Consider the following 25275-nt stretch of genomic DNA (forward strand, 5'->3'; position numbering starts at 1 on the left):
GCCGGGTCAGCGCCCGATCTCAGGAGTTCACCCGATTTCCATGCCCGATACCCGGCCCGACACCCGGCCCGATCCCCATGCGGCCCCGCCAGGGGCCGGCCCGCAGCCGCGGGGCTGGTCCCATGCCGTCTCGGGCATCGCCATCGTGGCCTTCGCCGCGTTCCTGGCCCTCGCTTGGAGCGCGGTCTCGACGCTGATGCTCATCTTCGCCGGCATCCTGCTCGGGGTGTTCCTCGACGGATTGACCCAGCTCCTCGGCAAGGTGCTGCCCGCCGGGCGCGGCCTGCGCCTCAGCCTGGTCAGCCTCGTGCTCGCCGGCCTCAGCCTGTCGATGATCGCCTTCGGCGGCGCGACGATCATGCAGCAGGGCCGCGACCTTGGGCAGACCGTGGCGTCTCAGGCCGGCACCGTGCGCGACCGGCTCAAGGCGTACGGCATCGACGTGCCCGGCCTCTCCGCACCGAAGACGGCGCCGGACGGGCAGGCCACCCCGGAGGATGGCAAGGACAAGGACGGGTCCGACCCCAAGGGCAAGAAGCAGGGTGGCCTCGCCGGCCTCGCCTCGGGCGCCATGGAGAGCCCGGGCTCCCTCCTGTCGGATGCCGGCAGCGTCCTCGGTCCGGCGGCCAGCGTGGTGATCGCCCTGTTCGGAGCCCTGGGCAACGTCCTCGTCATCGTGTTCCTCGGCCTGTCCTGCGCGGCCGATCCGGGTGCCTACCGCGACGGCCTCGTGCGCTTCGTGCCGCCGCGCCACCGCGAGCGGGCGCGGGCCCTCCTCGACGGCATGGGCGAGACCCTGCGGCACTGGCTGTTCGGCCAGCTCATCACCATGGCGGTGATCTTCCTGTGCACCTGGGCGGGCCTGAGCTTCCTCGGAATCGGCGGAGCGCTGATCCTCGGCCTCCAGGCCGGTCTCCTCGCCTTCATCCCGACCATCGGTCCCCTCATCGCGGGCGTGGTCATCATCCTGGCGGCCCTGGCCTCGGGCCTCACGGCGGTCCTCGGCGCCCTGGGCGTCTACCTCGCCGTGCAGACCCTGGAGAGCTACGGCCTGACGCCGTACATCCAGAAGCGGGCCCTCGATATCCCGCCCGCCACCATCTTCGCCGGGCAGCTCGTGCTCGGCGTGCTGTTCGGCCTGTGGGGCATCGCCCTGGCCCTCCCCCTGATGGCGGTGATCAAGGTGCTGCTGGCGCAGCTCTACATCGAAGACACCCTGAAGGAGGACGCCGAGGCCTGAAGGGGCGCCGCCGTCAGGCGGGCTCGTCCTCGGCGTCGGACAGGGGGTGGAGATCGCGCACCATCCCCTTCAGGCGCTCGTCGAGGATGTGGGTGTAGATCTGGGTCGTGGCGATGTCGGCATGGCCCAGCAGCTCCTGCACGATGCGGAGATCCGCGCCGTTCTGCAGGAGGTGGCTGGCGAAGGCGTGGCGCAGGACGTGGGGACTGACCCGGTCCGGGCGCAGGCCGGCGGCGGCGGCCACATCCTTGAGGTCGCGGGCGAAGGATTGCCGCGTGAGGTGTCCGCTCGCGCTGTCGGCGGGAAACAGCCACGGCCCGTCGGGACCCGGGCGGGCGAGGTGGTCGCGCATGGCGGCACGGGCCATTTCCGTCAGCGGCACCAGGCGCTCGCGCCCGCCCTTGCCCTTGACCACGAGGTAGCGCTCCCGCGTCGATCCCGCCGCCCGCGGCAGGGCGATGAGCTCGGAGACGCGCAGCCCCGTGGCGTAGAGCAGTTCGATGAGGCACAGCATCCGCCGGCTTCGCCCCGTGCCGTCCGCCTCGGCCTGCCCCCGGGCGGCGGCCAGGAGGGCGTCGACCTCGGTGACCGACAGCACCTTGGGCAGCGTCCGGCCCTTGCGCGGCGCGGCCACGGGCGCGCTCGGGTCCCCCTCGGCGAAGCCTTCCGCGTAGAGGAACCTGTGGAAGCCGCGGATGCAGGAGAGGCGCCGGGCGGCGGAGGCCGCGGAGAGGCCGCGGGTCTCGAGGTCCGCCATGTAGGCCCGCACCGGCCCGGCCTCGATCCGCACGGGGTCGCGGCCGTCGCGGGTCAGGGCGGCGAGATAATCGGACAGGTCGCGGCGATAGGCGCTGAGGGTGTTGGCCGCCGCCCCGCGCTCGGCGGCGAGCATGTCGAGGTAGCCCTGGATCAGCGCCTCGCCCGACAGGTCCTCCGACGTCGGCGCCGTGCTCACCGGCCGGGGGGCTGGAGCTTGGACGCCGGAATCGTCACGCTCATCTCGCGCGGCGTCGGCACCACCAGGGTCGCCAGGGCGAACAGGCCCGCGAAGGCGAGGCCGCCCAGGATGGCGAGGGTGGCGAGAAAACGGAACAGGGTCGGCACTCGGACGAACCTCGATCGCGGGGCGCAAGGGGGAGGGAAATGCGGCGCCGATGGCGCAAGGGCAAGTCATCGGTGACAAGTCATCGGTTGCACCATGGAGGGCGCGCCGTGGCAATGACTTCGCGGCCACAGGTTGCGGCGCAATAGGCGCGTCGCTGCGCCGGGACGCGGGCGGACCATCGGGTTTTCGTGCACGCCCCGCGGGCGCCGCTTCGCCCGATCCTCAAAACGCGCTAAGACCCGCGCAACGATGCGAAGAAGCCGATGACCGAAGCCGAGCCTCAGGGCACCGCGCCCCCGGGCGACCCCATCGAACTGCGCCTGCGCCGCGCCCTGGGCGACCGTTCCATCGTGCTCGTCGGCCTCATGGGGGCCGGCAAGAGCACGGTCGGCCGGCGCCTGGCCTCACGCCTCGGCCTGATGTTCCGGGATGCCGACATCGAGATCGAGACGGCGGCCAAGCTGACGATCCCGGACATCTTCGCCATCTACGGCGAGCCGAGCTTTCGCGATGGCGAGGAGCGGGTGATCGCCCGGCTCATGCGCGAAGGCCCCCTGGTCCTCGCCACGGGCGGGGGCGCCTTCATGCGCGCCACGACCCGGGAGCGGATCGCCGAGCGCGGCGTCTCGATCTGGCTCAAGGCCGAACTCGACGTGCTCATGCGCCGGGTCCGCAAGCGCGGCGGCCGTCCCCTTCTCCAGACCGAGGACCCCGAGGAGACCCTGCGCGGATTGATGGAGGTGCGTCACCCGGTCTACGCCACGGCCGACGTGGTGGTGGTCTCCCGCGACGTCGCCCACGACCGCGTGGTGCAGGACGTGATGGAAGCCCTCGACGCCCATCTCAACGGCGCCCGCCACCAAGGAATCGCAGCCCAGTGACCGACCGCCTGACGGTGGGCGTCCCCCTCGACCAGGGCCGCGCCTACGAGATCCTCATCGGCCGTGGCCTGCTGGACGAGGCCGGGGCGCGGATCGCGGCGCTGGGCGCACGGGCCGCCGTCATCGTCACCGACACGAACGTCGCCGCCCTCTACGGCGAGCGCCTGAGCGCGAGCCTGGAAGCGGCGGGCCTGCGCTCCGGCCGCGTCACCGTGGCGCCGGGCGAGGCCTCGAAAAGCTACGCGACCTACGCGGAGGTCTGCGACGGGCTGCTGGCCCACAGGGTCGAGCGCGGCGACATCGTCGTGGCTTTGGGCGGCGGCGTCGTCGGCGATCTCGCGGGGTTCGCCGCCGCCACCCTCCGGCGCGGCGTGCGCTTCGTCCAGGCGCCAACCTCGCTCCTGGCCCAGGTCGACTCGTCCGTTGGCGGCAAGACCGGGATCAATTCGCCGCTCGGCAAGAACCTCATCGGCGCGTTCCACCAGCCGCGCCTAGTGCTCGCCGATACCGGCACCCTCGACACCCTGTCCGAGCGCGAGATGCGCGCCGGCTACGCGGAGGTCGCGAAGTACGGCCTCATCAACGACGCGGCGTTCTTCGACTGGTGCGAGGCGCATTGGGCCGGCATCTTCTCCGGCGGCCCGGAACGGGACGAGGCCGTGGCGATCTGCTGCCGGTCCAAGGCCGGCGTGGTGGTGCGCGACGAGCGCGAGGACGGCGAGCGCGCCCTGCTCAACCTCGGCCACACCTTCGGCCACGCCCTGGAACGCCTGACGCGCTACGACTCCGCCCGCCTCGTCCATGGCGAGGGCGTCGCCATCGGCCTCGCCCTCGCCTTCCGGTTCTCGGCCCGCCTCGGCCTGTGTCCGGGCCAGGATGCGGGCCGCGTCGCCAACCACCTGGCCCTCGCCGGCCTGCCCACCACCCTCGGGGCGGTGCCGGGCGGCTGCGGCGACGCCGACACCCTCCTCGACGCCATGGCGCAGGACAAGAAGGTCCGCGACGGGGCGCTGACCTTCATCCTCGCCCACGGGATCGGCCGGAGCTTCATCGCGCCCGGCATCGATGCGGCCGAGGTCCGAGCCTTCCTCACGGACGAACTGCGCACCGGCTGAGCCTGTGGCCATCGATCCGACGACCAACCGCGATCCCACCGGCCGGACCGTGCCGGGGGCCGCCCGGGGACCGAGGGTGGCGAATGCTCCCCGCCTCCTCGATGTCGGCGAAGCCGCGCTCGTCGTCGAGTTCGGGCAGGCCGTCGATCCCGCCGTGCACGACAGGGTCCTCGCCCTCGACGCCGCCCTGGGCGCCGCCTCGGTGGCCGGGCTGGGCGAATGCGTACCGACCTACCGCTCGCTGACGATCCACTACGATCCCCTGATCCTCGACCGGGCACAGCTGTGCCGGACCGTCACGGACCTCCTGGCCTCGGCTGTCCCGCGGCCGCGGGCCGGACGGCTCTGGACGGTGCCATGCTGCTACGATCCGGCGCTCGCCGAGGACATCGAGGCCGTCGCCGCGTGGGCCGGCCTCCCGGCGGCGCAGGTCGCCGCGCGCCATGCCGCCGCCGATTACCGCGTCTACATGTACGGCTTCGCGCCGGGCTTCGCCTATCTCGGTGGCCTCACCGCCGATCTCGGCATCGCGCGACGCGAGAGCCCGCGCCCGCCCCACCCCGCCAACGCCATCCTGATCGGCGGCGGCCTCGCGGCCGTGGCGACCGTGCCGATGCCGACGGGCTGGTACGTGATCGGCCGGACCCCCGAGCGGCTCTATTCCGGGGCCCGCCGCCGGACCTTCCTCGTCGAGGCCGGGGACACCCTGCGGTTCGAGCCCATCGACGCCGCGACCTTCGCCGGGCTCGAGGGGCGGGCCGCCGGCGGCGAGATCATCGCCCGGATGGAGGGCTGACGATGGACGCGACGCTCAGCATCCTGTCGGCCGGCGGCGGCATCACCCTCCAGGACGCGGGACGCCACGGCTACCTGCGCTACGGCATCACGCCGGCGGGGCCCATGGACCCCCTCGCCCATGCCGGCGCCAACCGGGCCCTGGACAATCCGCCGGACACCACCGCCATCGAGATCTCCCTCGGCGGCGTGTCCCTGACCGTCACGGGCGCCGCCCTCGACGTCAGTCTGGTCGGCGGCGGCTTCCGCATCGATCACGACGGCTGGCCCCTGCCCTGCGCGACGGCCCTGACCCTGAAGCCGGAGGCGCGCCTGACGGTCCGGGCCGGGCCGACGGGCGCGTGGTGCTACCTCGGCGTCGCGGGCGCCATCGATGTGGCGCCGACCCTCGGTTCGACGGCGACCCACACCCGGTCCGGGATGGGCGGCCTCGACGGCCGGGCGCTCCGGGCCGGCGACGCCGTGCCCATCGCACGGCCCCGCGCCGCCCTCGGCGAGCCGTCGATCCTCGAACTCCCTTGGCTCGATCGGCCGCCGGGGACGATCCGCGTCGTCCTCGGTCCCCAGGACGATCACTTCGACCCGGCGGTCGTCGCGGCCTTCCTCGCCGGTCCCTGGCGCATCGGCGCCCGGGGCGACCGCATGGCCTGCTTCCTGGAGGGCGACCCGATCCGGGCGCGGGACCACAACATCGTCTCCGACGGGATCGCCATGGGGGCGATCCAAGTGCCGGGCACGGGCCAGCCCATCGTCCTGATGGCCGATCGGCAGCCGACGGGCGGATATCCGAAGATCGCCACCGTGATCGGCGCCGATCTCGGACGCCTCGCCCAGGCGCGGGCCGGCGACAGCGTGCGCTTTGCCGCCGTCTCGGTTTCGGAGGCCGTGCAGGCGCGGCGCCTGGCGCAGGAAGCCCTCGCCGGGCCCATCGGGCGCCGGCCCCTCGTGCGGACCGACTTCACCTCCGAGTTCCTGCTGGCCCGAAACCTCATCGACGGCGTGGTGGGATAGGCTCGCCGGAACGGCGGCACCGGGCCGACCGCCAAGTGGCCGGTCACGCGGCCCATCACGCCGACGGCGGGAAGGTCACGCGGACCCGCAGGCCGGGCTGGTTGTCCGCGAGCGTCAGGGCGGCGGCGTGCAGCTCCGCCACGGCCGCCACCAGGGGCAGGCCGAGGCCGTGCCCCTTCGCGCCGCGGCTCTTCTCGACGCGATAGAAGCGCCGCAGCACCTTGTCCCGCTCCGAAGCGTCGATGCCCGGCCCGTCATCGGCCACGGCCGCGACGACGCGCCCGCCGGCGCAGGTCAGGTCCAGGGCGATGGTCGTCCCCACCGGCGTATGGTGCAGGGCGTTCTCGACGAGATTGGCGAAGAGCTGGACCAGCAATTCGCGGTCGCCGTCGATGCGGATATCCGGCTCGACCGTGCAACGCAGCCGGCGCCCGCCATCCTCGACGGCGGGCGCGTAGGCCTCCCCGACGGTGCGCAGGACGTCCGACAGGTCGATCGACCGGAAGCCGGCCCGCCGCGCGCCGGCCTCGATCTGCGCGATGCGCAGCAGGGCCGTGAAGATCTCCAGGATCTCGTCGATCTCCCCCACCGCCCGATCGATGGACGCGCCGTACTCGGGAACCGTCGCGGCCGTCCTGCCGGAGGCGAGCAGGCCGTGCCGCAGGCGGGTGAGCGGCGTGCGCAGATCGTGCGCGACGTCGTTGGTCACCTGCCGGAGCGTCTCCAGCAGGCCGGCGATCCAGTCGAGCATCCGGTTCAGCGTCAGCGACAGCCGGTCGAAATCGTCGCCCGATCCCGACAGGGCGATGCGGCGCCCGAGATCGCCCGCGATGATCGCCTCCGCCGTGCGGGTCACCGCATCGACCCGGGCGAGCAGGCGGCCCGAGACCACGAGGCCGAGGCCGAGGCCGAGGGCGACCTACGCCGCCAGGGCGATGGCGAAGGCGCGTTTGAGGATCGCGCTCACCTCCCTGATGCCCTGGAGGTTGTCGGAGACGACGAGGACCGTCCCGTCGCCGAGCCTGTGCGTCGCCGCGATCATCGGCTGGGCAAGCCTGCGTCCGCCGATCTCGGAGACCGGCCGCGCCGCCGTATCGGCCTGCCCCGCGAGGGCGGCGAGATCCGGGTTGCCGATCCCGACCCGACCATCGGTCTCGACGATCGCGTGGCTCATGCGGCCGCCCCCGCGCGCGAACCGCCCGTTGAGCGCCACATCCAGGTCGACGCGCCCGCCATGGACGAACTCGTCCACCAGCGCACCGATCTCGTTGTCGATCCGCTGCTGGGCCTGCTGCCGGAGCGCGGAGGTCAGCTGGATCTCGACCAGGACCCCCAGCACCGCCACCGACGACACGAACGCGGCCGTGTAGAGCAGCGCAAAGCGGAAGCCGACGCTGCGGACGAGCTTGTGCCGGGTCACGTTTCCGCCAGGCCGCGCAGGGCGATCATGCGGGGCGGTCACGCAGGATGTATCCGGAGCCGCGCACGGTCTCGATCAGCCCGCGGTCGAAGGTCCGGTCCACCTTGGCGCGCAGGCGGCTCATGTGGGTTTCGACGATGTTCGTGGTCGGGTCGAAGTGGAAATCCCAGACGTTCTCGAGGAGCTGGCGGCGTGTCACCAGGGATCCGGCATTGCGCATCAGAAACTCGAGAAGCCGGAATTCCCGCGGCTGCAGATCGATCGTGCGGCCGGCACGGCGCACGGCGCGCGCCATCAGGTCCATCTCGAGATCGGCGGCACGCAGGACCGTCACCACGGTGGCGATGGGCGGGCGGCGGGCCAGGGCGTTCACCCGGGCGAGCAGTTCGGCGAAGGCGAAGGGCTTGACGAGATAGTCGTCTCCCCCCGCTTCGAGGCCCTCCACACGATCGTCGATGCCCGACATCGTGGTCAGGAACAGCAGGGGCGTCGGAATCCGTGCTGCGCGCAGCCGCCGCGTCAATTCGAGACCGTCGAGCCCCGGCAGCATGCGATCGACGATGGCGACGGCATGGCCGCCCGCGAGGGCAAACTTCAGGCCGGATGGTCCGTCAGCGGCGCGTTCGACGGTGTGCCCGGCCTCCGTCAGCTCGAACGCCACGAATTTGGCGGTCACCGCATCGTCCTCGATCAGCAGGATCCTCACGACGCCCGCTCCACGGGGGGTTGCGCGCGCCCAGCGAATGAACCGGCGCATCTGTTGTTTGAACGCAACATATTGATGAACCCGAGGCTTAAAGTTTCAGTTCCAGCCTATCATTGCCGGGACGTGACATAAATCAGAGAACTTCATGAAGCACTACCAAGTCGATCGCAACAAAGATTGATTCTCATACTAATAATAATAGTTCTAAACTAGAAACGTTGGCAATCCGTAATTTGACCCCTCCCCGGGGGACGACGCCTAAGCGATCCTGGGACGACAAGCCTCGCGGAACGTCGCGGCACCGTCCTTGGGCGTCATCTTGGCGGTGGGGGTTTTATCCGTGGCAATGAAGATCAGGCGCGCTCTGGCGCAGTCATTCCTGGCGACGACGGCGCTCGCCTCCGGCATCGGGTTCGGTTCGCTCGACGCCCGCGCGCAGGCGCCGACGCCGGCCCGCGGCACGCCCGTGCAGCCCTTGGCGGGCGGAGCCGTGACCCTCGACCAGCTCAGCGTCGAGGGCCAGGGCGGCACCAGCGTCGGCTACCTGACGAAGCGGACCCGCAGCGCGACGAAGACCGACACGCCCCTCATCGACACGCCGCAATCGGTGACCGTCGTCACCCAGGCGCAGATCCGCGACCAGGGCTTCCAGTCCATCGAGGAGGCGGTGCGCTACGTGCCGGGCATCATCCCGCATCAGGGCGAGGGCAACCGCGACGACCTCATCATCCGCGGCCAGCGCTCGAACGCGGACTTCTACGTCAACGGCGTGCGCGACGACGTCCAGTATTTTCGCGACCTGTACAACACCCAGCGCATCGAGGTGCTCAAAGGGCCCAACGCCCTCGTCTTCGGGCGCGGCGGCGGCGGCGGCGTCATCAACCGGGTGCTGAAGGAGGCCGACGGCATCCCGATCCGCGAGATCCTGGTCCAGGGCGGCCAGTACTTCAATAAGCGCGTCGCCGTCGATGTCGGCGACCGGGTCAGCGACAGCGTGTTCTTCCGCATGAACGGCGTGTTCGAGGATACCGGGACCTATCGCGACTTCGTCGATATCCGCCGCTACGGCTTCAATCCGACGATGACCTTCCTGCTCGGACCGGCAACGACCCTGAAGCTGTCGTATGAGTACTTCCACGACGATCGAAACACCGATCGCGGTATTCCCTCGCAGTTCGGCCGGCCGTACAATTACCGCAACAACATCGGGACGTATTTCGGCAATCCGGGCTTGAGCTACGCCAGGGTCGATGCCAACATCGCCACCGCGACCCTCGATCATCTGTTCGATTCCGGCGTCGCCGTGCACAGCACCCTGCGGTTCGCCGATTATCAGAAATTCTATCAGAACGTGTTTCCGGGCAGCGCGGTCAACGCTGCTGGGACATCGGTTAACATTACCGCGTACAACAACGAGACGCCGCGGACGAACTACTTCTCCCAGAACGACTTCACCTACAAGTTCGACACCGGATTCCTGAAGCACACGCTCCTGGCCGGGTTCGAGCTCGGCTACCAGGAGGGGCGCGCCTTCCGTGAGGAAGGCTTCTTCTCCAACGGAACCTCGACACTCGCCGTCAACCCGCTTTTTCCAACGTCGCGCGCGCCGGTGACCTTCCGTAACATCCCAACCGGCGCCAACAGCCGCTACAACCTCGGGCTCGCGGCCGTCTATGCGCAGGATCAGATCGAGATCGGGCCGCACCTTCAACTCATCGGCGGCCTGCGCTACGACCACTTCGATTTCACGGCCAACAACCTGAACGCGACCGGTGCCACACCCGTCCGCACCAACCGGATCGACAACCTGCTCTCGCCGCGTGCCGGCATCGTGCTGAAGCCCCTCGAAAACCTCGCTTTCTACGGCAGCTACAGCGTCTCCTACCTGCCGTCCTCGGGCGACCAGTTCGGCTCCCTGGCGCCGGGTCTGGCGATCTCGCAGCCGGAGCGGTTCGAGAATGCGGAGGTCGGGATCAAGTACGACGTCTCGCCGGCGCTCCAGCTCACCGGCGCCCTGTACAACCTCGACCGCTTCAACCAGCGTCTGAACGACTCGAACCGGCCGGGCCTCTTCCTGCCCACCGGCCAGACCAACACGCAGGGCGCCGAGATCGGGGCCAACGGCTACGTCACCGACTGGTGGCAGGTGGCCGGCGGCTACGCCTTCACCGACGCCACCATCACCAGCGGCTTCGGCACGGCGGCCCAGGGCTTCCGGCCCGGAAACCGCGTCGGCCTCGTGCCCTTCAACGCCTTCACCCTGTGGAACAAGTTCGACGTGACGCGGGAATTCTCGTTCGGCATCGGCTACATCCAGACCGGGCATACCTTCGCCTCGTCGGACGACACGGTGCGGCTGCCGGGCATCACCCGGTTCGATCTCGGCCTGTTCTATCGGGTCAACGAGTTCTGGCGGGCACAGGTCAACATCGAGAACCTCTTCGACCGCCGCTACATCGCCACGGCCGACGGCAACAACAACATAGGTCCCGGTGCGCCGCGCCTCGTCCGCTTCCAGGTGATCGCACGGTTCTGAGGGCGAGCGCACCTCCGGCGGCCCGGCACGCGATCCTGTTCCGGCCCCGTCACGGGGAAGCCGCAGGCGCGGATCACCCCTCGTGCCGGGGCGCCCGCCATACCTCGGGAATCGCACGATCATCTCGGAGAGGGGCCAGTCTTCCGCCACGTCCTGCTCCATTCCGGTACCCGCCGGAGGCCTGAGCCTTTGAGCGGAATGACCAGTTGGGATAGCGTTCCAATCGTGCCGAGCCGGCCGCCCCGTCATTCGGATGCGGGTGCCTCGACGGCGTGGAACCGATCAATGGCGCTGGACGCCCCGACCCTGTTGCTGGTGACGGTGATCCTGACCTTCATGGTCGGGAGCCTGTTCCTGCTGTCCTGGAGCCAGGCCCGGCAGATGCACGCCCTGGCGATCTGGGGCCTCGCCCACCTCGTCGGCGGCGTCGGCTCGGCCCTTCTCGCCCTGCGCGGACAGATCCCGGATCCGCTGTCCATCGGCCTCGCCAACACCCTGACGATCGGCGCCTACGGACTGATCTGGAACGGCGTCCTCGCCTTCGAGGGGCGGCGCCTGCGGCCGTGGCCGGTCATCCTCTGCGTCGCCCTGTGGAGCGGCGCGTGCCTGGTGCCGGACTTCTTCGCCTCCATCGCGGCGCGGATCGTCCTGGCATCCGCCATGGCCGCCGGCTTCTGCTTGTCCATGGCGGCCCTTATCTGGAAGGGGCGGACGGAGCCCCTGGTCTCCCGCTATCCGGCCACGATCCTGCTTGCCGCCTACGGGATCATGTACGCCGTGCGCATCCCCATGGCGGTCCTGAGCCCACCCCAACCCATCGGGGTCCATCCTCTCCAGACGCCCGCCTTCGCCATCCTGGTGTGCCTCGGGATGCTCTTCACCGTGGCCCTCGCCTTCGTCTTCATGGCGCTCACCAAGGAGCGCGCCGAACGCCTCCAGCGCCTGGCCGCCGATACGGACCCGCTCACGGGCATCGCCAACCGGCGGGCCTTCGTCGCCGGGGCGACGGCGACCCTGAGCGCACCGGACCGGGCGGCGACCCTGTTGCTGTGCGATCTCGACCATTTCAAGCGCGTCAACGACACCTACGGCCATGCCGTGGGCGACGCCGTGCTCGTCGGCTTCTGCCGTGTCGCCGAAGCCTTGATGCCGCCCGGCACCATCGTCGGCCGCATGGGTGGGGAGGAGTTCGCCTGCCTGCTGACGGGGGATGCGGACGAGGCCCTCGCCTGCGCCGACCGGATGCGCCGGGCCATCGCCCATCTCGCCGTCCCGTCGCTGCCGGATCTGCGCATCGGCGTCAGCCTCGGCGTGGCGACGACGCAGGATTGCGGACACGATCTCGACCGGCTGATGCGGGCGGCCGACGACGCCCTCTACGCGGCCAAGCACAACGGCCGGAACCGGATCGAGCTCGGCGGGCCGGGCCTCGACCGGGTCGTGCCGCGTTCCGGTGCCGCCGATCTACTCGATGCGTACCATCACGCTGTCGGAGGCACCGGTGGCGTCCATCACCGAGATGCGGGCGAAGCCGGCGCCCACGGGACTCCAGGCGGCGTGGCGCCGGGCGCCCCCGGCCACGGGCAGGCCGTCGACCATCCAGATCAGGGGCGGCACGCCGCCGAGGGCCTTGAGGGCGAGACCCACGTCCGGCGCGCCGCCCGCTAGATCCGTCCCCGCGAGCCCCAAGTCGATCCGGGCGCCATCCGGCGGGTAGGCGATCTTGAGGGTCGCGCTCAAGGCCGCCGCAACGGATTTCGGCACGTCGCGACGGATGTGGCGGAGCGGCGGCGGCAGGCCGGCCGTCGTGGTCACCAGGGCGTCGGCCGGTTGGGGCACCGCCTCGGGCTCGCCCCCGAACCGCGCGAAGGCGTCGAACAGGATCGGGGCGGCCACGACCCGGCCGACGAGGCCCGGCACGGCGTTGCCGTCCGGGCGACCGACCCAGACCGCGAGGGTCACCCGCCGGTCGAACCCCACGGCCCAGGCGTCGCGATAGCCGTAGGACGTGCCGGTCTTGTAGGCGATGCGGCCGGCCAGGGCGTTCTCGGGCGGCGGCGCCCCGCGCAGGGTGTCGGCGACGTACCAGGCCGCCACGGGCTCGGTGATGCGGGCGTCATTCGAGCCGAGGACGGGCGCGTCGAGGCGGCGCATCAGGGGCGGCACCAGCCCACCGCGCGCGAATCCCGAGAACAGCCGGGCTAGGTCCGTGAGGGTGATGCCGAGCCCGCCGAGGGCCACGGGCAGGCCGGGGGCGGTGTCGCGGGGCAGCTCGATGCGCGCGCCGGCTGCCCGCAGGCGGGCGATGAAGCGGGCCGCGCCCACCGCCTGGAGCAGCTCCACCGCCGGCACGTTCAGCGAGAGCTGGAGGGCGCGCCGCGCCGTCACCGTGCCCTGGTAGCCGAGGTCGAAATTCTCGGGCGCGTAGGCGCCGGCGAAGCGCACGGGCCGGTCGTCGAGCTGGGTCTCGGGATGGGCGATCCCCTGCTCGAAGGCCAGGGCGTAGATGAACGGCTTCAGGGCCGATCCCGGCGAGCGGATCGCCCCCGTCATGTCGATGGCGCCCGACCGTGAGGCATCGCCGTGGCCGGGGCTGCCGACCTGGGCGAGGACCGCGCCCGTGCGGTTGTCGAGCGCCAGGATGGCGGCGGACAGACCCGGCCCCAGGGCGGCGGCGCGCTCGGTGGCGAGCGCCTCGAGGCTCGCCTGCAGGCGCCCGTCGAGGGTGAGGCGGATGCTCCTCAACGTGGGATCGGCCGCGACCGCCGCCTCGGCCGCGTGGGCGGCCAGCATCGGGAAGGGCTTTCGCCCCTGCGGTACGGGTTCGGCCTTGGCCGCCCGCGCCTCGGCCGGCGTGATGATCCCCCGCGCGGCCACGCGGTCGAGGACCCGATCGCGAGCGCGTCTTGCGGCACCTGGGAACCGATCGGGCCGACGCGCCTCTGGGGCCTGCGGCAGGGCCACCAGAAGGGCAGCCTCCGCGAAGGAGAGGCGCGCCGGATCGCGGCCGAAATAGGCCAGACTCGCCGCCCGCAACCCTTCCACCGGACCGCCATAGGGGGCGAGCTGGAGGTAGAGGTCGAGCACGCCCGCCTTGCCGAGGCGGCGCTCCAGCTCGACCGCCCGTACCATCTGGCGCAACTTGGCCGGGAGCGAGCGCGCGGCGCGGGGCTCGACGAGCCGCGCCACCTGCATCGACAGGGTCGAGCCGCCCGAGACGATGCGGCCGTGCCGCAGCCACTGCCCGGCGGCGCGGAGCGTGGCGGCCGGGTCGATGCCCGGATGCGCGGCGAAGCGCCGGTCCTCGTAGGCTTTGAGCATTGCGAGCATGCGCGGATCGACCTGCGCCGCGGTGAGCGGTAGGCGCCAGCGCCCATCCACGGTGGCGAACGGGCGCAGGAGCCCACCATCGCGGTCGAGCACCACGGTGGAGCGGAGGTTCGCCTGCGTGAGGTCGAGGGGCGGGAGGGTGGCGACGAAGCGCCAGAGGGCGAAGGTGGCGACGGCGAGCATTGTCAGAACGACGCATAGCCCTGTGGCGACGATTCTCAACGATCGCCCGAACCGCGACGGGCTCCCTCTCCTGGAAGGAGAGGGTTGGGGTGAGGTGTGGGACTTTTTCGGAGATGTCACACACCTCATCCTGTCCCTCTCCTTCCAGGAGAGGGGACCCGCGCTTTTCACGCCTCCCCTTGCATTACCTGCCGTTGCAGAGGGCTGTTCACCCTCGCCCGTAGCGGAACCGGAGATCGGCGCCCCGCGCGTCATCGCCCTACTTCGCGCTCACCACCACGGACCCGAAGCCCGTGCGCCCGAAGCGCTCGGGCCGGTACATGTCTTCGATGGTGGCGGCGGGGTGGACGTAGGTGCCGGGCGAGACGGCGCGCACGGTGTAGGCGACGCGGAAGAACGCCGATTGCTCGGGCGTCCGCTCGTAGGCGGCGACGAAGCGGTCGTCGCGGAACGCCGTATAGACCGGGGCGACGTCGGACTTGGCGAAGGCGAGGCCGGTGAGCGCGTCGGCGTCGAGGAGCTTCGGATTGTCGATCTCCAGGCCGGCGGGCAGGCGGTCGACGAGGAGCAGGCGCCCGGGGCTGGCCTTGGCCTCCGTCACCTTGAGGACGACCACGAGGCGGTCGTTCTGGCGGACCCCCTGCGCGAGATCGACGGGTGAGCCGTCGAGGCGGTGATAGGTCCGTTCGATGGCGTAGCCCCGCGATTCGGCGGGCTCGGGCGCAATTGGGTTGCCGACGACGCTCACCACGACCTGTGCCGTGGTGGTCCCGGCATTGACGATGGCGACGGGCATCGAAGCCAGGGCGTCGCCGCGATAGAGCCGCGCCAGGGCGCCGGCCTCGGCCTTGCCGTCGATGGTGAAGCGCAGGGCGTCGGCGTCCTTGGCGAGCCCTTGGGCCGCCATCACCATCCAGGCGTTTTCCTGCGTGCTCGTCGGGCGGCCGCCCTGGCGCTCCTCGGCGATGACCGCCGCCAGGGGCTGGACCGCATCGCGGGCGAGCCCGGTCTCGGCGGCGAGGGTCAGGAGGCCGGCGCCGTCGCGCAGGCGCGAGCCGTAATCCGGCCGGTCCGTGGGTCCCGGCCCCTTCAGCGCCGTCACCGCCGAGGCGAAGGCCTTGGCGGCCCGGCCCCGGTCGCCCAGCAACGCCAGCGCCGCCGCGATCTGCCCGCGCCCGAGGGGGGTGGCGAAGGCGTCGAGCCGGGTGTCGGCGAGGTAGCGCAGATCGCCCATCACCGGGCGGCCGTTGCGGGCGAGCACGTAGGCCGCGTAGGCGATGTCCATGCCGCCGTCGCGCACCTCACTCGTGTTCGCCACGGCATTGCGGAGACTGTCGAGGGCGCTGGCGAAGGCGGTGGGCGGCACGGAAAAGCCGCGCTCCCGCGCCCGGGTGAGGAAGTCGGTGACGTAGGCGTTGAGCCAGACGTCGGTCTGGCCGCCCACGGACCACAGGCCGAACTCGCCCGACGAGCCCTGGCGGGCGAGCACCCGGTCGATGGCCTCGCGGATACGGGTGTCCACCGTGTCGTCGAGTCCCATCCGGTCCTGCGGCGGCACACGTCCCAGGGCCAGGAGCGGCATCGCCCGGCTCACGGTCTGCTCGGAGCAGGCGTAGGGGTAGCGCTCCAGGGCCTGGAGCAGGGCCGGCGCGTCGAGGCCGGCGAGCGTCGAGGCCGTGACCGAGACGGCCCCGGTGCCGGGCAGGATGTCGGCGAGCAACTCGTCCGTCACCCGCAGGGTCGCGCCGGGCGGGAGCGGCTGCACCGTCCGGCGGGCCAGCGGCCCGGTGCCGGCGCCGATACCGAGGGCGAAGCTCTGGCCGATGCCGGGCGGCAGGCCGGGACCGGACAGGGTCACGTCGAGGCGCGTGGTGCCGGGGCCGGCGGCGGTGATGGGGATCACCAGCGCCCCCTTGGCCCCCGCCTCCAGCCGCAGGGTCTTGTGGAGCGCCTCGGCCCCCACCACCACGGAGCCGGTGAGGCCGAGGTCGACGGTGTAGTCGCCGGCCTGACCCTCGACGTTGTCGATGGCGATGTGGAAGCGCGAGCGGTCGCCGACATTGAGGAAGCGCGGCAGGGTGCCGGTGAGGATGACGGGATCGCGGATGATCACGTCGACCTGGGCCGCGCCGACCTTCGCCCGGCTCCAGGCCGTGACCATGACCCGGCCGGTGCCGTTGAAGGCCGGGAGCGGGAAGCTGACGCTGGCCCGGCCGTCGGGGCCGACGGTGACGGGCCCGGAATACAGCGCCAGGGGCGCCTGGGTCGGGGGCGTGTCGGCGAGTTCGGCCGCCCCGCCGTCGCCGCCCGAGCGGATGGCGCCGAGCGTCCCCTGCATCCCGTCGATGAGGTACCCGTAGACGTCGCGGATCTCGGGACCGAGGGCCTTCTGGCCGAAGAAGTGCCGGAACGGATCGGGGGATTCGTAGCGCGTCAGGTTGAGGATGCCGACATCCACGAGCGCCACGCTGACCCGCGCCGTCTCCCCGGCCGTCAGGCCCGCGAGCCGGATCGGCAGGGTCAGGGTCTCGCGGGGCCGGGCCCTGGCCGGCGCTTCCACGGTGACGGCGAGGCTGCGGCTCGCTCCATCGACGGCGAACCACGCCACCCCGAGCGCCCGGCCCGGCAGGCGCTTGGCCGCCTGGTCGAGGGGCCGGTAGGCGGTGGCGACGAGGTAGGCGCCCGCGCCCCATTCGGGCTTGACCGGAATGTCGACGGTGGTGCCGCCGCTCGGCACCGCCACGGTCAGCACGGCGTGGACCTTGTCGCTCACCACCGCGAGGGTGGCCTGACCGGCAAAGCGCGGCTGGAGGCGTGCCCGCAGGGTGTCGCCGGCGGCGTAGGCCGGCTTGTCGAGGCGAAGATCGAGGAGATCCGGCACGTCCGCCGTCTCGCCCCCACCCCAGCCGACGGTGAAGGTCACGCTCGCCGTGGCCTGGGGCCGGCCGGCCACGCTCGCCTCCAGGCGGTAGGTGCCGTAGCTCACCACGGAATTGATCCGGCCGAGGGTCTCGGCCGCCAGGTCGAGTTTGCCGTCGGCGATGCGTCGGGTGCTGGTCACGGGCTCGAACGACCAGCGTCCGCCCTCGCGGTACCACTGATAGTTCTTCTCGACCTTCTGCAGGGTCCAGGCGACGCCCGGCTGGGACAGGCGCCGTCCGTCGGGCGCCGCCATCGCCACCTCGAAGCCGGCGGTGCCGCCCTCGGGCAGATCGCCCGAGAAGGTCTTGCGGAGGGCCAGCACCGGGCCGTCGGGCAGGATCGGCAGGGTGAGGCTGCGCGAGAGCGCCCGCCCGCCCAGCTCGCCGACCTGAAGGGTGATCCGCGCCTCCGTCGGGCGCGGCGCAGCGAGGGCCGGTACCGGCACGGTGAGGCGGGCCGCCCCTTGCCCGTCCGTGGTGGCGCGCGCCTCGATCTCCTGGGAGGCGGCCTCGACCCGCTCGTCGTCGAGGCCGACGGAGAAGCCCTCCAGCCCCTTGATGCCGCTGCCCGCCGCCTGCTGCACCAGCACGGTGCCGGAGACCTCGAGCCCGGACCCCGGCGCGCCGTAGAGGTAGCGCGCGGCGACATCGACGGTGGCCGGCGCGCCCTGGACGAGGCTCGGCGTGGCGCTCGACAGCGTCACCTCCAGGCGCTCGGGCACGTAATCCTCGACGAGGAAGCTCGCCTCGCCGATGGCCGGGGCCTTGGGGTCGGTATGGGCCGACACCCGCCAGGTGCCGTGCATGGCGCCGGCCAGGAGGGGCACGGCGAGGGACCGTCCGCCGAGGCCCGCATCGGGCACGGCGACGCGGCGGGCCTCGACGCCGTCGGGGCGCTTGAGCACCAGGGTCAGGGGCAGGTCGGGCACCGCGACGCCGAGGGCGTCGCGCAGGAGGGCGGTGAGGTTCACGGTCTCGCCCGAGCGGTAGACCCCGCGCTCGGGGAACACGTAGGCCTCGACGGCCCCGGGCTGCGGCCGGCCCTTCACGCCGCGATCCGTGAGGTCGAAGGCGGATTGGTTGAGGTCGAGGAAGCCGTAATCGTCGCCCATCTGCGCCACGACGAGGCCCGGCGCGATCCCGCCCTCCCCGCGCGCGAGGCCGGCCGCGAAAGCGACGTGGCCCTGTGCGTCGGTCTTGGCCGTGGCCAGGACCTCGTTGTTGCGGGCGACGAGGCGGATCTCCGCGCCCGCCACCACGGCGGCGGAGGCGAGGGACCGGGCGAAGACGTGGACCCCGTCACGCCCCTTGAACACCGTCAGTCCGAAGTCCGAGACCACGAACCACTGCGTGGCCTGTTGCTCGTATCCGCCCTCCTCGTCCACCGCGCCGGCGATGCCCGTCGGCTGGGCCAGCATGACGTAGAGACCGGGCTCGAGCTTGCCCACGGCCTGAAGCACGGGGAAGGCGGTGACGGCCTCGGCGTTCAGCTCGGCCTTCGCCGTGTCGAGGACGCCCTTCCAGACCCGCTGGCCCTTCTGCTCGGCGATGGTTTTTGCCGTGGAGCCGTTGAGCTGAGAAAGGAAATCCTCGGAGCGGAGGGAGGGCAGCAGGCCGCGATCGCCGATGCGCAGGACCTCGACGTCGAGCTTGGCCGCGTTCACCGAGACCAGGGGCACGCCGGCCTGACCCGTTCGCGGCAGGACGTAGTTGCGCCCGGTGAACCGCACCTGGGGCGAGCGGTCCCGGACGTAGACCTCGTAATCGAACGACTTCAACAAGGTCTCGCCCGCCGCCGAGGGGACTCCCTGGCGCAGGACGAAGGCGTAGCGTTCGCCGTGTTTGAGACCGTCGACGCAGATCTGCTGGCCGCTGCCCGTGACGGCGGCATTGGCCGCGCCCGAGACGGCGACGAAGGGGGTGAAATCGGTCTTCGGCGCCAGCCCTTCGGAGAACTGGAAGCAGACCCGCGGGGCGGCCGCATCGGAATCGACCTTGTAATCGAGGATGCGGAAGCCGTGCTCGGCCCGCAGCCCCTCGTAGGTCTCGCGCACCTCGGACGTGTCGGCGAGCGCGAGGCTGGCGCGGTAGGCCTCCAGGGCGGGGCGCCACTCGGATTCGGCGGCCTGGACCTCGCCGAGGGTGGCCAGTGCCTCGGCCTCCCCGGCGGCGGCGGGCGCGCGCAGGTAGCCGACATAGGCGGCGGCCCGGGCGTTGCGGCGCAGGCGCAGGCGGGCGGAATAGTCCCCGGTCTCGCTATTGCCGACGGCGCTCGCGGCGCGGGCATAGGCGAGCCAGTTCTCGGGATTGCCCGGCTCGGCGGCCACGGCCGCGCCGAGGGGCTTGAGCGCCTCGGCCGGCTTCTCGGCCTCCATCAGGGCCGCGCCCTCGGCCCGCGCCCGGGCGGCCGGACGCGGGGGACCGGCCTCGGCCTTGAGGGTGGCCTCGAGACGCACGCCGTCGCTGGCGAGGTTTTCGCGCTGGAAGGATTTTTGGGAGGGGGCCTTCAGGGCCGCCCTGGCGGGTTGGCTCAGGGGCGCCTGAGCGTGCCCGGGCATGACCAGCCCGCCCACGAGGGCGAAGGCGCCGGCCGCGAGGATCATCGCCCGCCCGCGCCGTGCCGCGCCCGTGCGTCCCGTCGATCGCGACATCACCCACCCCATCGACTCGTACCGCCCGCACCACGGCTCAGGGCCGGGACCGTAGCACTTCGCCTCGCGCCCGCAATCCGGATCGACGGCCCTGGAATTCACGCGTCGGCTCTGCCAAGCTTCGGCCCTCGCCTCGGGGGCACGGATCATGGCGCGAAGCGGACGAGCTGGTTGGATGGCGGTGTGCGCCGCGCGCTCGATCGCCCTCCTGGCTGCACCGATTCTCTCGCCGATACAGGGCCTGTCCCAGTCGCCGCCGGCGCCGCGTCCCAAATCGCCGCCGGCCTCGCCCGGCAAGCCCGCTGCGACACCGGACCCGGCCTTCGAGGCGGCCAAGGCGGCGTTCGAGGCCCTGCCGGAGGCCGAGCGCAAGGGCGTTCAGGACGCCCTGGTCTGGACCGGCGATTTCAACGGCGTCGTCACCGGCACCTTCGGAAAGCGCACCCACGACGCGCTGGTGGCCTACCAGAAGCGCGCCGGCGGCGCGGGCACCGCTTCCCTCGACCCGGCCGGCCGCGGCGCGCTCCTCAAGGCCGGGGCGGCGGCGCGGAGCACCGTGGGCTTCGCCGTCAAATCCGATCCCGCGAGCGGCACCGTCCTCGGCCTGCCCGAGCGGTTGCTGCCCAAGCGCGCGGCGATTCCGGGCGGCACCCGCTGGCAGAGCGCGGATGGCCGCATCACCGTGGAGGCGAAGTCGTTCCCCCCCGGCGAAACCAGCCTGGAGGCGGTGTTCGCCCGCATCACCGCGCCGAGCCCCGAGCGGCGCGTGACCTACAAGCTCCAGCGGCCGGACTTCCTCGTCGTCACCGCCGAGACGGCCACGGGCAAGTCCTACATCCGCTACGCCGCCGGGGAGACGGGCGTGCGCGGCCTGACCCTGGGCTACGACAAGGCGCTCGCCGAGACGTTCGACCGCCTCGTCATCGCCATCGCCAACAGCTTCGTGCCATTCCCGGACGCGGCCCCGGCGGCACCGTCAAGTCCCATCGCCCGCGCCGGGCCGACGCCGCCTCCGCTGGCCGACCGGCCGGCCGCGCCGCATGCGACGGGGCTGCTGGTGGGACCGGGCCGGGTGCTCACGAGCGCGGCCGCCCTCGACGGCTGCACGTCGCCGCGAATCAACGGCCAAGCGGCCCGCATCATGGTGCGGGACACGGACCTGATCCTCCTGGACGGCGCGGGATTGGCAAGTTCCGGCGTCTTCCCGCCCCTCCGGGCTGAGGCGGCCGTGCCCGCGGAGGCCGTGCTGGTTCTGTCGGCCGAGGCGGGCGGCGCCGTGACGGCGGCACCGGGCGCCCTCGGGCAGGACGGCCGGATTACGGCGCCGCTCCAGCCAGGAGCGGGCGGGGCGCCGATCGTCGACCCGGCGGGCGCCCTCGCCGGACTCGTCTCCGCTTATCCCGCAGCGCCGCGTCGCGTGGCCGGCGTGGTGCCGCCGGCCCGCTACGGATCGGTGGCGAGTGCCCGGATCGGGCAGTTCCTCACCGCCGCCGGTGTGCCGGTTCCGGCGGCCGGTGCATCGACCGTGCGGCTGGCGGGCGCCATCGTGGGAATCGCCTGCCAGCCGTGAGCGATCAGAGTCGCCCGGTGACCAGCAGCACGATCAGGATGATGATCAGGATGCCGCCGAGCCCGAAGCTCTGGCCGCGATAGGCGCCGCCGCCGAGGAAGTTGCCGCCGCCGAGGACCGCGAGAATGAGGATGATGAGGAGGATGGTGGTCAAGGTCATGGAACGGAACTCCGGCGCGCGCCCAACCGCTGTGGCGTGAGCTTGACCGTTCAAACGCCCAGCGGCCGATTCCGTTCAACCGCACGTGAAGGGTTATCCATCGCGCGTTCCGAATTCTTGAAAGTTTTACGCCCGCCTGAGTCCGGCGCGCCTCAGTAGAGCGGCGGGATTTCGACGTTGGGGATCGGAAACGGCCCGAGCATGAGGCGGCCATCCGCCAGGCGCAGGGGCGGCAGGGCCTTCAGGGCCGGGTCACCCGGGGCCGTCGCATCGGGCGCGGCCTCGGCGCGGGCGCGGCGGCCTCCGCCGAGGAACTGGCCGACGAGGTTGCCGATGAGCGCCCCCTTCTCGGCGCCGAAACGCTGCCCCATGACCTGCCCGACGATGGCCTCGACGCCGGCGGCGCGCAGGTCGATCTGGCCCTCCGGGCGGTGGGCCGCGTCGAGTCCGAGGCTGCCGCGGGCCTGGACCCGGCGGTCGCCCTTGGCCAGGGACAGGAGGGCGATGTCGAGGCCGCCGCCGGCCTGGCGCCACGCCTCCAGCTCCCGCGCCACCGTCCCGGTGCGCAGGATGGCGGCCCGGTTCACCGTGGCGTCGAGGGCGATGTCGGCCGGACTGGTGTTGCCGACGAAGGGATCGATGAGCGGCACCCCGGCCTTGGCGACGCGCAGGCTGAGATCGACGGCGCCGTCCGTGGCGAAGCGCCCGGGTGTCGGGCGGCCATGGGCTTCGAGGTGCTGGGCATCGAAGGCGATGTCGGGTTGGCCCTGGCCGCGCACGGTGCCCTTCAGGGCGTCGACCACCAGGGAAGCCCGCACGAAGCCCTCGGACGCCCCGTGGAAGCTGGCGTTCAGGGCGGTCCAGGTCACGTCGCCGGTGAGGTCGCCCTGCTCCACATGGAAAGGGCCGGCCACCTCGAGGATCCCCTGGCGCGGCTGGTAGACCTGAACCACGGCGGTCACCGGCCCGAGGGTGAAGCGGCTGTCGGCGCGGGCGAAGGCGAGGGTGGCGCAGCGCAGCTCGATGCGGAACGGATAACCGGCGATGGAGCGGTCGGCGCAGGTCCAGGTCCGTCCCGCCGCCGCCTCCCGGCCGAGCCAGGAATCCATCTCGTGCGCCGCCCGGTCGCGGACCCAGAACCACGCGGCCGACCACAGGACGACGAGTGTGGCGAGCAGGATAAAGGGAACGAACAGGCCTTTTCGCGATGGGGCACGGGTCGCGGCCGGTGTTTTCGTGGCTGTCATCGCGTCCCCGCTGCCGCAAAACCGTCGGAGGCGGACCCGCTCGGGGCCTCGTCTTCCATCCGGCATGGCCTATCAGGGTCTTGGCGGCGAAAGCATGGCCGCGGCCGCAGGGTTCAGGCGTCGGCCATCGTATCGGTCATGGTATCGGTCGTGGCGACGGCGTCGAAATCGGCCACGATGGCGCTGCGCTCGGCCTCGGTCTCGGCGAGGCGGTGGACGTGCATCTCGTTGGCGCCGCCATACCGGGCGCGGGCCATCCAGGTGCGGGTCAGGCGCTCGCGCGGACTCTCCCCGGCGGAGGCCACGCAGACGATCTCGCCGATCCCCGCCGCGTCGCGGCGCACGGCCAGGACCACCGCATCGCCCATGTCGTCGAGCTCCGGCTCGGCGAGATCGTGGATGCCGACGATATAGCGGCGACCGGACCGGCCGCGCCATGCGCTCAGCACCAGGGCCGGGGTTCCGCGCAGGCCCGCGGTCGTTCTGAGGCGTTCTTCGTGCACCGGTCGTCTCCGTGCTCGGTCGTCCTCGGACCTCCGCGGGGTAGCGGACCGGGACAGGGCTCGTTCGTTCGCTATTTGTTCCGGATACTCTTAACGAAGGGTTACCGTCAAGAACGGCGCCCACATCGGAGGCCATCGAGGGGGAACAAAACGGGCCCGCGTCTTCGGAGCGGCCCGCCCCTCATGCGGTGGGCGAGGTATCCCGCACGGGGGGCGGCACGGTATGGCCCCGGGCCAGGAGATCGGCCCGACCGGCGGCCAGCAGGGCGTCGGAGGCGGTCTCGATCCGGGCCTGCACGGTGTCGAGGAAGCGCGCCCGGTCGAGGCCGTGCGGGATCGGTGGCAGGAACTCGATCACCGTGGTGCCGGGCCGGCGCATTAGGCTGCGGCGGGGCCAGTACAGGCCGGTGTCGAGGGCGACCGGCAGGCAGGGTACGCCGAGGGTGGCGTAGAGATGGGTGATCCCGAGCTTGTAGGCGGGCGCCGCGCCGGGCGGGCGCCGCGTGCCCTCGGGGAAGATGATGAGCTGGCGCCCTTCGCGGATCACGTCGGCGGCGGCCTCGTTCATCGCCGCCATGGCGCGCGAGCCCTTGGAGCGGTCGATGGCCACCATCCCCGAGCGCGACAGGAACCACCCGACGAGGGGAATCCAGAGAAGCTCGCGCTTGAGGATATAGGCGAAGTCCGGGAACACCGTGACGAGGGCGAGGGTCTCGAGGGCGGACTGGTGCTTGGCCGCCACCAGAACCGGCCCTGCGGGGATGTTGGCGAGGCCCCGGAACTCCACGGTGATGCCGCCCACCACCCGCAGGAGCCACAGGGTGACGTTGCCCCAGCCCTGCGCGAGGCGGATGACCGCCCGACGCGAGACGAGGGCCGGCAGCCCGAACACCGCGATGAGGCTGGTGGCGAGGTAGAAGGCGAGGTTGAAGGCGATCGAACGGAGGATGAGCATCGGGAACCAGACTGGAGGCGCCCGCGCCCGGCGCGGCCCGCGCTCCCTTTAAAGGGTTTTCGCGCGTGTTGGACCTGTCGGGCGACAAGAAAACGTCCGTCCCCCGGAACGGGATGGCAGTTTCGCCGCGATGCACTCGGGCAGCCCATTCGATGCGGGCCATCGACTTCGTTGACTTCTCCTTCGCAGGCTCCTTAACTCGATCCGCAACGGCAACAAAACCGGAGGGAACATGGGGTCACTACGCGTCACGGGCCATGGCCTGGACCTCGGCGAAGCCCTGCGGGGCCGGGTCGAAGAGCGGATGGCGGCGACCCTCTCGAAATACCTCGACAGCCACATGAACGGGACCTGCTCGGGCCACGTCACCCTGCGGCGGGACGGGACGGCCTACCGGACGGATTGCGTGCTGCACCTCGTTTCGGGCCTGACCCTGGAAGCCTCCGGCGCCGCCCACGACGCCCATGCGAGCTTCGAGCAGACCGCTGACCGGCTGGAGAAGCGCCTGCGCCGCTACAAGCACCGGCTCAAGGACCACGGTGCGGCCGCCCACGAGGGGGCCACCGTGCAGGCGGCCTACGCCGTGTTCGCCGATCCGAGCGCGGCCGAGGCGGCGGACGACGACGAGGACCTCGACGGCGGCGACCTCGATGACGGGGCGGATCATCCGCCCGTGGTGGCCGAGAGCACCAAGACCCTCAAGCGCCATTCGGTGAGCGAGGCCGTGACCGCCCTCGACCTGACGGGCGCACCGGTGATCGTGTTCGTTCATGCTGGCACCGGACGCATCAACGTCGTATACCGCCGCACTGATGGAGCGATCGGCTGGGTCGATCCGGTGGACGCCAACGCTTGAGCGCCTGACCGGAACGGACCTCGGACCCGGCGATTGATCCCTTGGGCCGCGCGCGGCCCGACCTTTTACTCCGCGGTGGCCGATCCGGCC

Annotated in this window: 19 protein-coding genes and 1 pseudogene; 9 read left to right on the forward strand and 11 right to left on the reverse strand. The window is 71.7% G+C overall.

Features of this window, described 5'->3' with window-relative positions:
* Positions 1 to 40: 40 nt before the first annotated feature.
* The gene (locus tag ASF28_RS07400) at positions 41 to 1240 is read left to right on the forward strand and encodes an AI-2E family transporter (protein WP_056089620.1); all 1200 of its coding nucleotides are present in this window, start codon (positions 41 to 43) and stop codon (positions 1238 to 1240) included.
* Between the two features lie 13 nt (positions 1241 to 1253).
* On the opposite strand, the gene ASF28_RS07405 is transcribed toward ASF28_RS07400, so the two are convergent.
* Positions 1254 to 2132: a site-specific tyrosine recombinase XerD gene (locus ASF28_RS07405; RefSeq protein WP_244474965.1), complete on the reverse strand. Its 879-nt coding sequence runs from the start codon at positions 2130 to 2132 to the stop codon at positions 1254 to 1256.
* Positions 2133 to 2191: 59 nt separating this feature from the next.
* Positions 2192 to 2344, reverse strand: coding sequence for a hypothetical protein (locus tag ASF28_RS23215; protein ID WP_056089629.1), 153 nt, complete (start codon positions 2342 to 2344; stop codon positions 2192 to 2194).
* A 264-nt stretch (positions 2345 to 2608) separates the two neighbouring features.
* On the opposite strand from ASF28_RS23215, the gene ASF28_RS07415 reads away from it, so the two are divergent.
* The 4 genes from ASF28_RS07415 to ASF28_RS07430 all read left to right on the forward strand — a co-directional run bounded on the left by ASF28_RS07415 (position 2609) and on the right by ASF28_RS07430 (position 6147).
* On the forward strand, positions 2609 to 3226 hold the full coding sequence (locus ASF28_RS07415) for a shikimate kinase (protein ID WP_056089631.1): 618 nt from the start codon (positions 2609 to 2611) through the stop codon (positions 3224 to 3226).
* Complete coding sequence (gene aroB / locus ASF28_RS07420) at positions 3223 to 4341, forward strand: 3-dehydroquinate synthase (RefSeq protein ID WP_056089634.1); 1119 nt, start codon at positions 3223 to 3225, stop codon at positions 4339 to 4341. The genes ASF28_RS07415 and aroB overlap by 4 nt, the downstream gene beginning before the upstream one ends.
* A 76-nt stretch (positions 4342 to 4417) precedes the next feature.
* Positions 4418 to 5137, forward strand: coding sequence for a 5-oxoprolinase subunit B family protein (locus tag ASF28_RS07425; protein ID WP_056091397.1), 720 nt, complete (start codon positions 4418 to 4420; stop codon positions 5135 to 5137).
* A gap of 2 nt (positions 5138 to 5139) precedes the next feature.
* Positions 5140 to 6147, forward strand: coding sequence for a biotin-dependent carboxyltransferase family protein (locus ASF28_RS07430; protein WP_056089637.1), 1008 nt, complete (start codon positions 5140 to 5142; stop codon positions 6145 to 6147).
* A 55-nt stretch (positions 6148 to 6202) separates the two neighbouring features.
* On the opposite strand, the gene ASF28_RS07435 is transcribed toward ASF28_RS07430, so the two are convergent.
* Genes ASF28_RS07435 through ASF28_RS07445 form a run of 3 tightly spaced genes read right to left on the reverse strand, consistent with a single transcriptional unit; the run spans position 6203 to position 8324 of the window.
* Positions 6203 to 7039 carry a sensor histidine kinase gene (locus tag ASF28_RS07435; RefSeq protein ID WP_056089640.1) on the reverse strand — a complete coding sequence of 279 codons (837 nt, stop codon included), beginning with the start codon at positions 7037 to 7039 and terminating at the stop codon, positions 6203 to 6205.
* A 27-nt stretch (positions 7040 to 7066) separates the two neighbouring features.
* Positions 7067 to 7567: a hypothetical protein gene (locus tag ASF28_RS07440; RefSeq protein WP_056089644.1), complete on the reverse strand. Its 501-nt coding sequence runs from the start codon at positions 7565 to 7567 to the stop codon at positions 7067 to 7069.
* Between the two features lie 25 nt (positions 7568 to 7592).
* Positions 7593 to 8324 carry a response regulator transcription factor gene (locus ASF28_RS07445; RefSeq protein ID WP_082476042.1) on the reverse strand — a complete coding sequence of 244 codons (732 nt, stop codon included), beginning with the start codon at positions 8322 to 8324 and terminating at the stop codon, positions 7593 to 7595.
* Between the two features lie 295 nt (positions 8325 to 8619).
* Between ASF28_RS07445 and ASF28_RS07450 the strand changes: the two genes are divergently transcribed.
* Both ASF28_RS07450 and ASF28_RS23220 read left to right on the forward strand, forming a co-directional pair.
* Positions 8620 to 10809: a TonB-dependent receptor gene (locus ASF28_RS07450; protein WP_056089648.1), complete on the forward strand. Its 2190-nt coding sequence runs from the start codon at positions 8620 to 8622 to the stop codon at positions 10807 to 10809.
* A 903-nt stretch (positions 10810 to 11712) separates the two neighbouring features.
* A pseudogene (locus tag ASF28_RS23220) lies at positions 11713 to 12210 on the forward strand (GGDEF domain-containing protein); the annotation flags it as partial.
* Positions 12211 to 12273: 63 nt separating this feature from the next.
* Here the strand turns inward: ASF28_RS23220 and pbpC are convergent.
* Together pbpC and ASF28_RS07460 are read right to left on the reverse strand one after the other, a co-directional pair.
* Positions 12274 to 14322, reverse strand: a complete 2049-nt coding sequence (gene pbpC / locus ASF28_RS07455; protein ID WP_244474923.1) for a penicillin-binding protein 1C — start codon at positions 14320 to 14322, stop codon at positions 12274 to 12276.
* Positions 14323 to 14581: 259 nt separating this feature from the next.
* Positions 14582 to 19846 carry an alpha-2-macroglobulin family protein gene (locus ASF28_RS07460; protein WP_157085519.1) on the reverse strand — a complete coding sequence of 1755 codons (5265 nt, stop codon included), beginning with the start codon at positions 19844 to 19846 and terminating at the stop codon, positions 14582 to 14584.
* Positions 19847 to 20069: 223 nt separating this feature from the next.
* Between ASF28_RS07460 and ASF28_RS07465 the strand changes: the two genes are divergently transcribed.
* Positions 20070 to 21464 (forward strand): hypothetical protein, encoded by a 1395-nt coding sequence (locus ASF28_RS07465; RefSeq protein ID WP_056089654.1) that lies wholly within the window; start codon positions 20070 to 20072, stop codon positions 21462 to 21464.
* Between the two features lie 4 nt (positions 21465 to 21468).
* Here ASF28_RS07465 and ASF28_RS22350 read toward each other — a convergent pair whose 3' ends face one another.
* The 4 genes from ASF28_RS22350 to ASF28_RS07480 all read right to left on the reverse strand — a co-directional run bounded on the left by ASF28_RS22350 (position 21469) and on the right by ASF28_RS07480 (position 24329).
* The gene (locus tag ASF28_RS22350) at positions 21469 to 21624 is read right to left on the reverse strand and encodes a hypothetical protein (protein ID WP_018046049.1); all 156 of its coding nucleotides are present in this window, start codon (positions 21622 to 21624) and stop codon (positions 21469 to 21471) included.
* Positions 21625 to 21776: 152 nt separating this feature from the next.
* Positions 21777 to 22871 (reverse strand): DUF2125 domain-containing protein, encoded by a 1095-nt coding sequence (locus ASF28_RS07470; RefSeq protein ID WP_056089657.1) that lies wholly within the window; start codon positions 22869 to 22871, stop codon positions 21777 to 21779.
* A gap of 113 nt (positions 22872 to 22984) precedes the next feature.
* Positions 22985 to 23374, reverse strand: coding sequence for a hypothetical protein (locus tag ASF28_RS07475; RefSeq protein ID WP_244474924.1), 390 nt, complete (start codon positions 23372 to 23374; stop codon positions 22985 to 22987).
* A 181-nt stretch (positions 23375 to 23555) separates the two neighbouring features.
* A complete protein-coding gene (locus tag ASF28_RS07480) occupies positions 23556 to 24329 on the reverse strand; it encodes a lysophospholipid acyltransferase family protein (RefSeq protein ID WP_056089663.1) in 774 nt (257 codons plus the stop codon).
* A 232-nt stretch (positions 24330 to 24561) separates the two neighbouring features.
* Between ASF28_RS07480 and hpf the strand changes: the two genes are divergently transcribed.
* Complete coding sequence (hpf, locus tag ASF28_RS07485; RefSeq protein WP_056089666.1) at positions 24562 to 25185, forward strand: ribosome hibernation-promoting factor, HPF/YfiA family; 624 nt, start codon at positions 24562 to 24564, stop codon at positions 25183 to 25185.
* The last annotated feature ends 90 nt before the right edge of the window (positions 25186 to 25275 follow it).

Origin of the sequence: Methylobacterium sp. Leaf99 (assembly GCF_001422375.1) — a bacterium.
Taxonomy (GTDB): domain Bacteria; phylum Pseudomonadota; class Alphaproteobacteria; order Rhizobiales; family Beijerinckiaceae; genus Methylobacterium.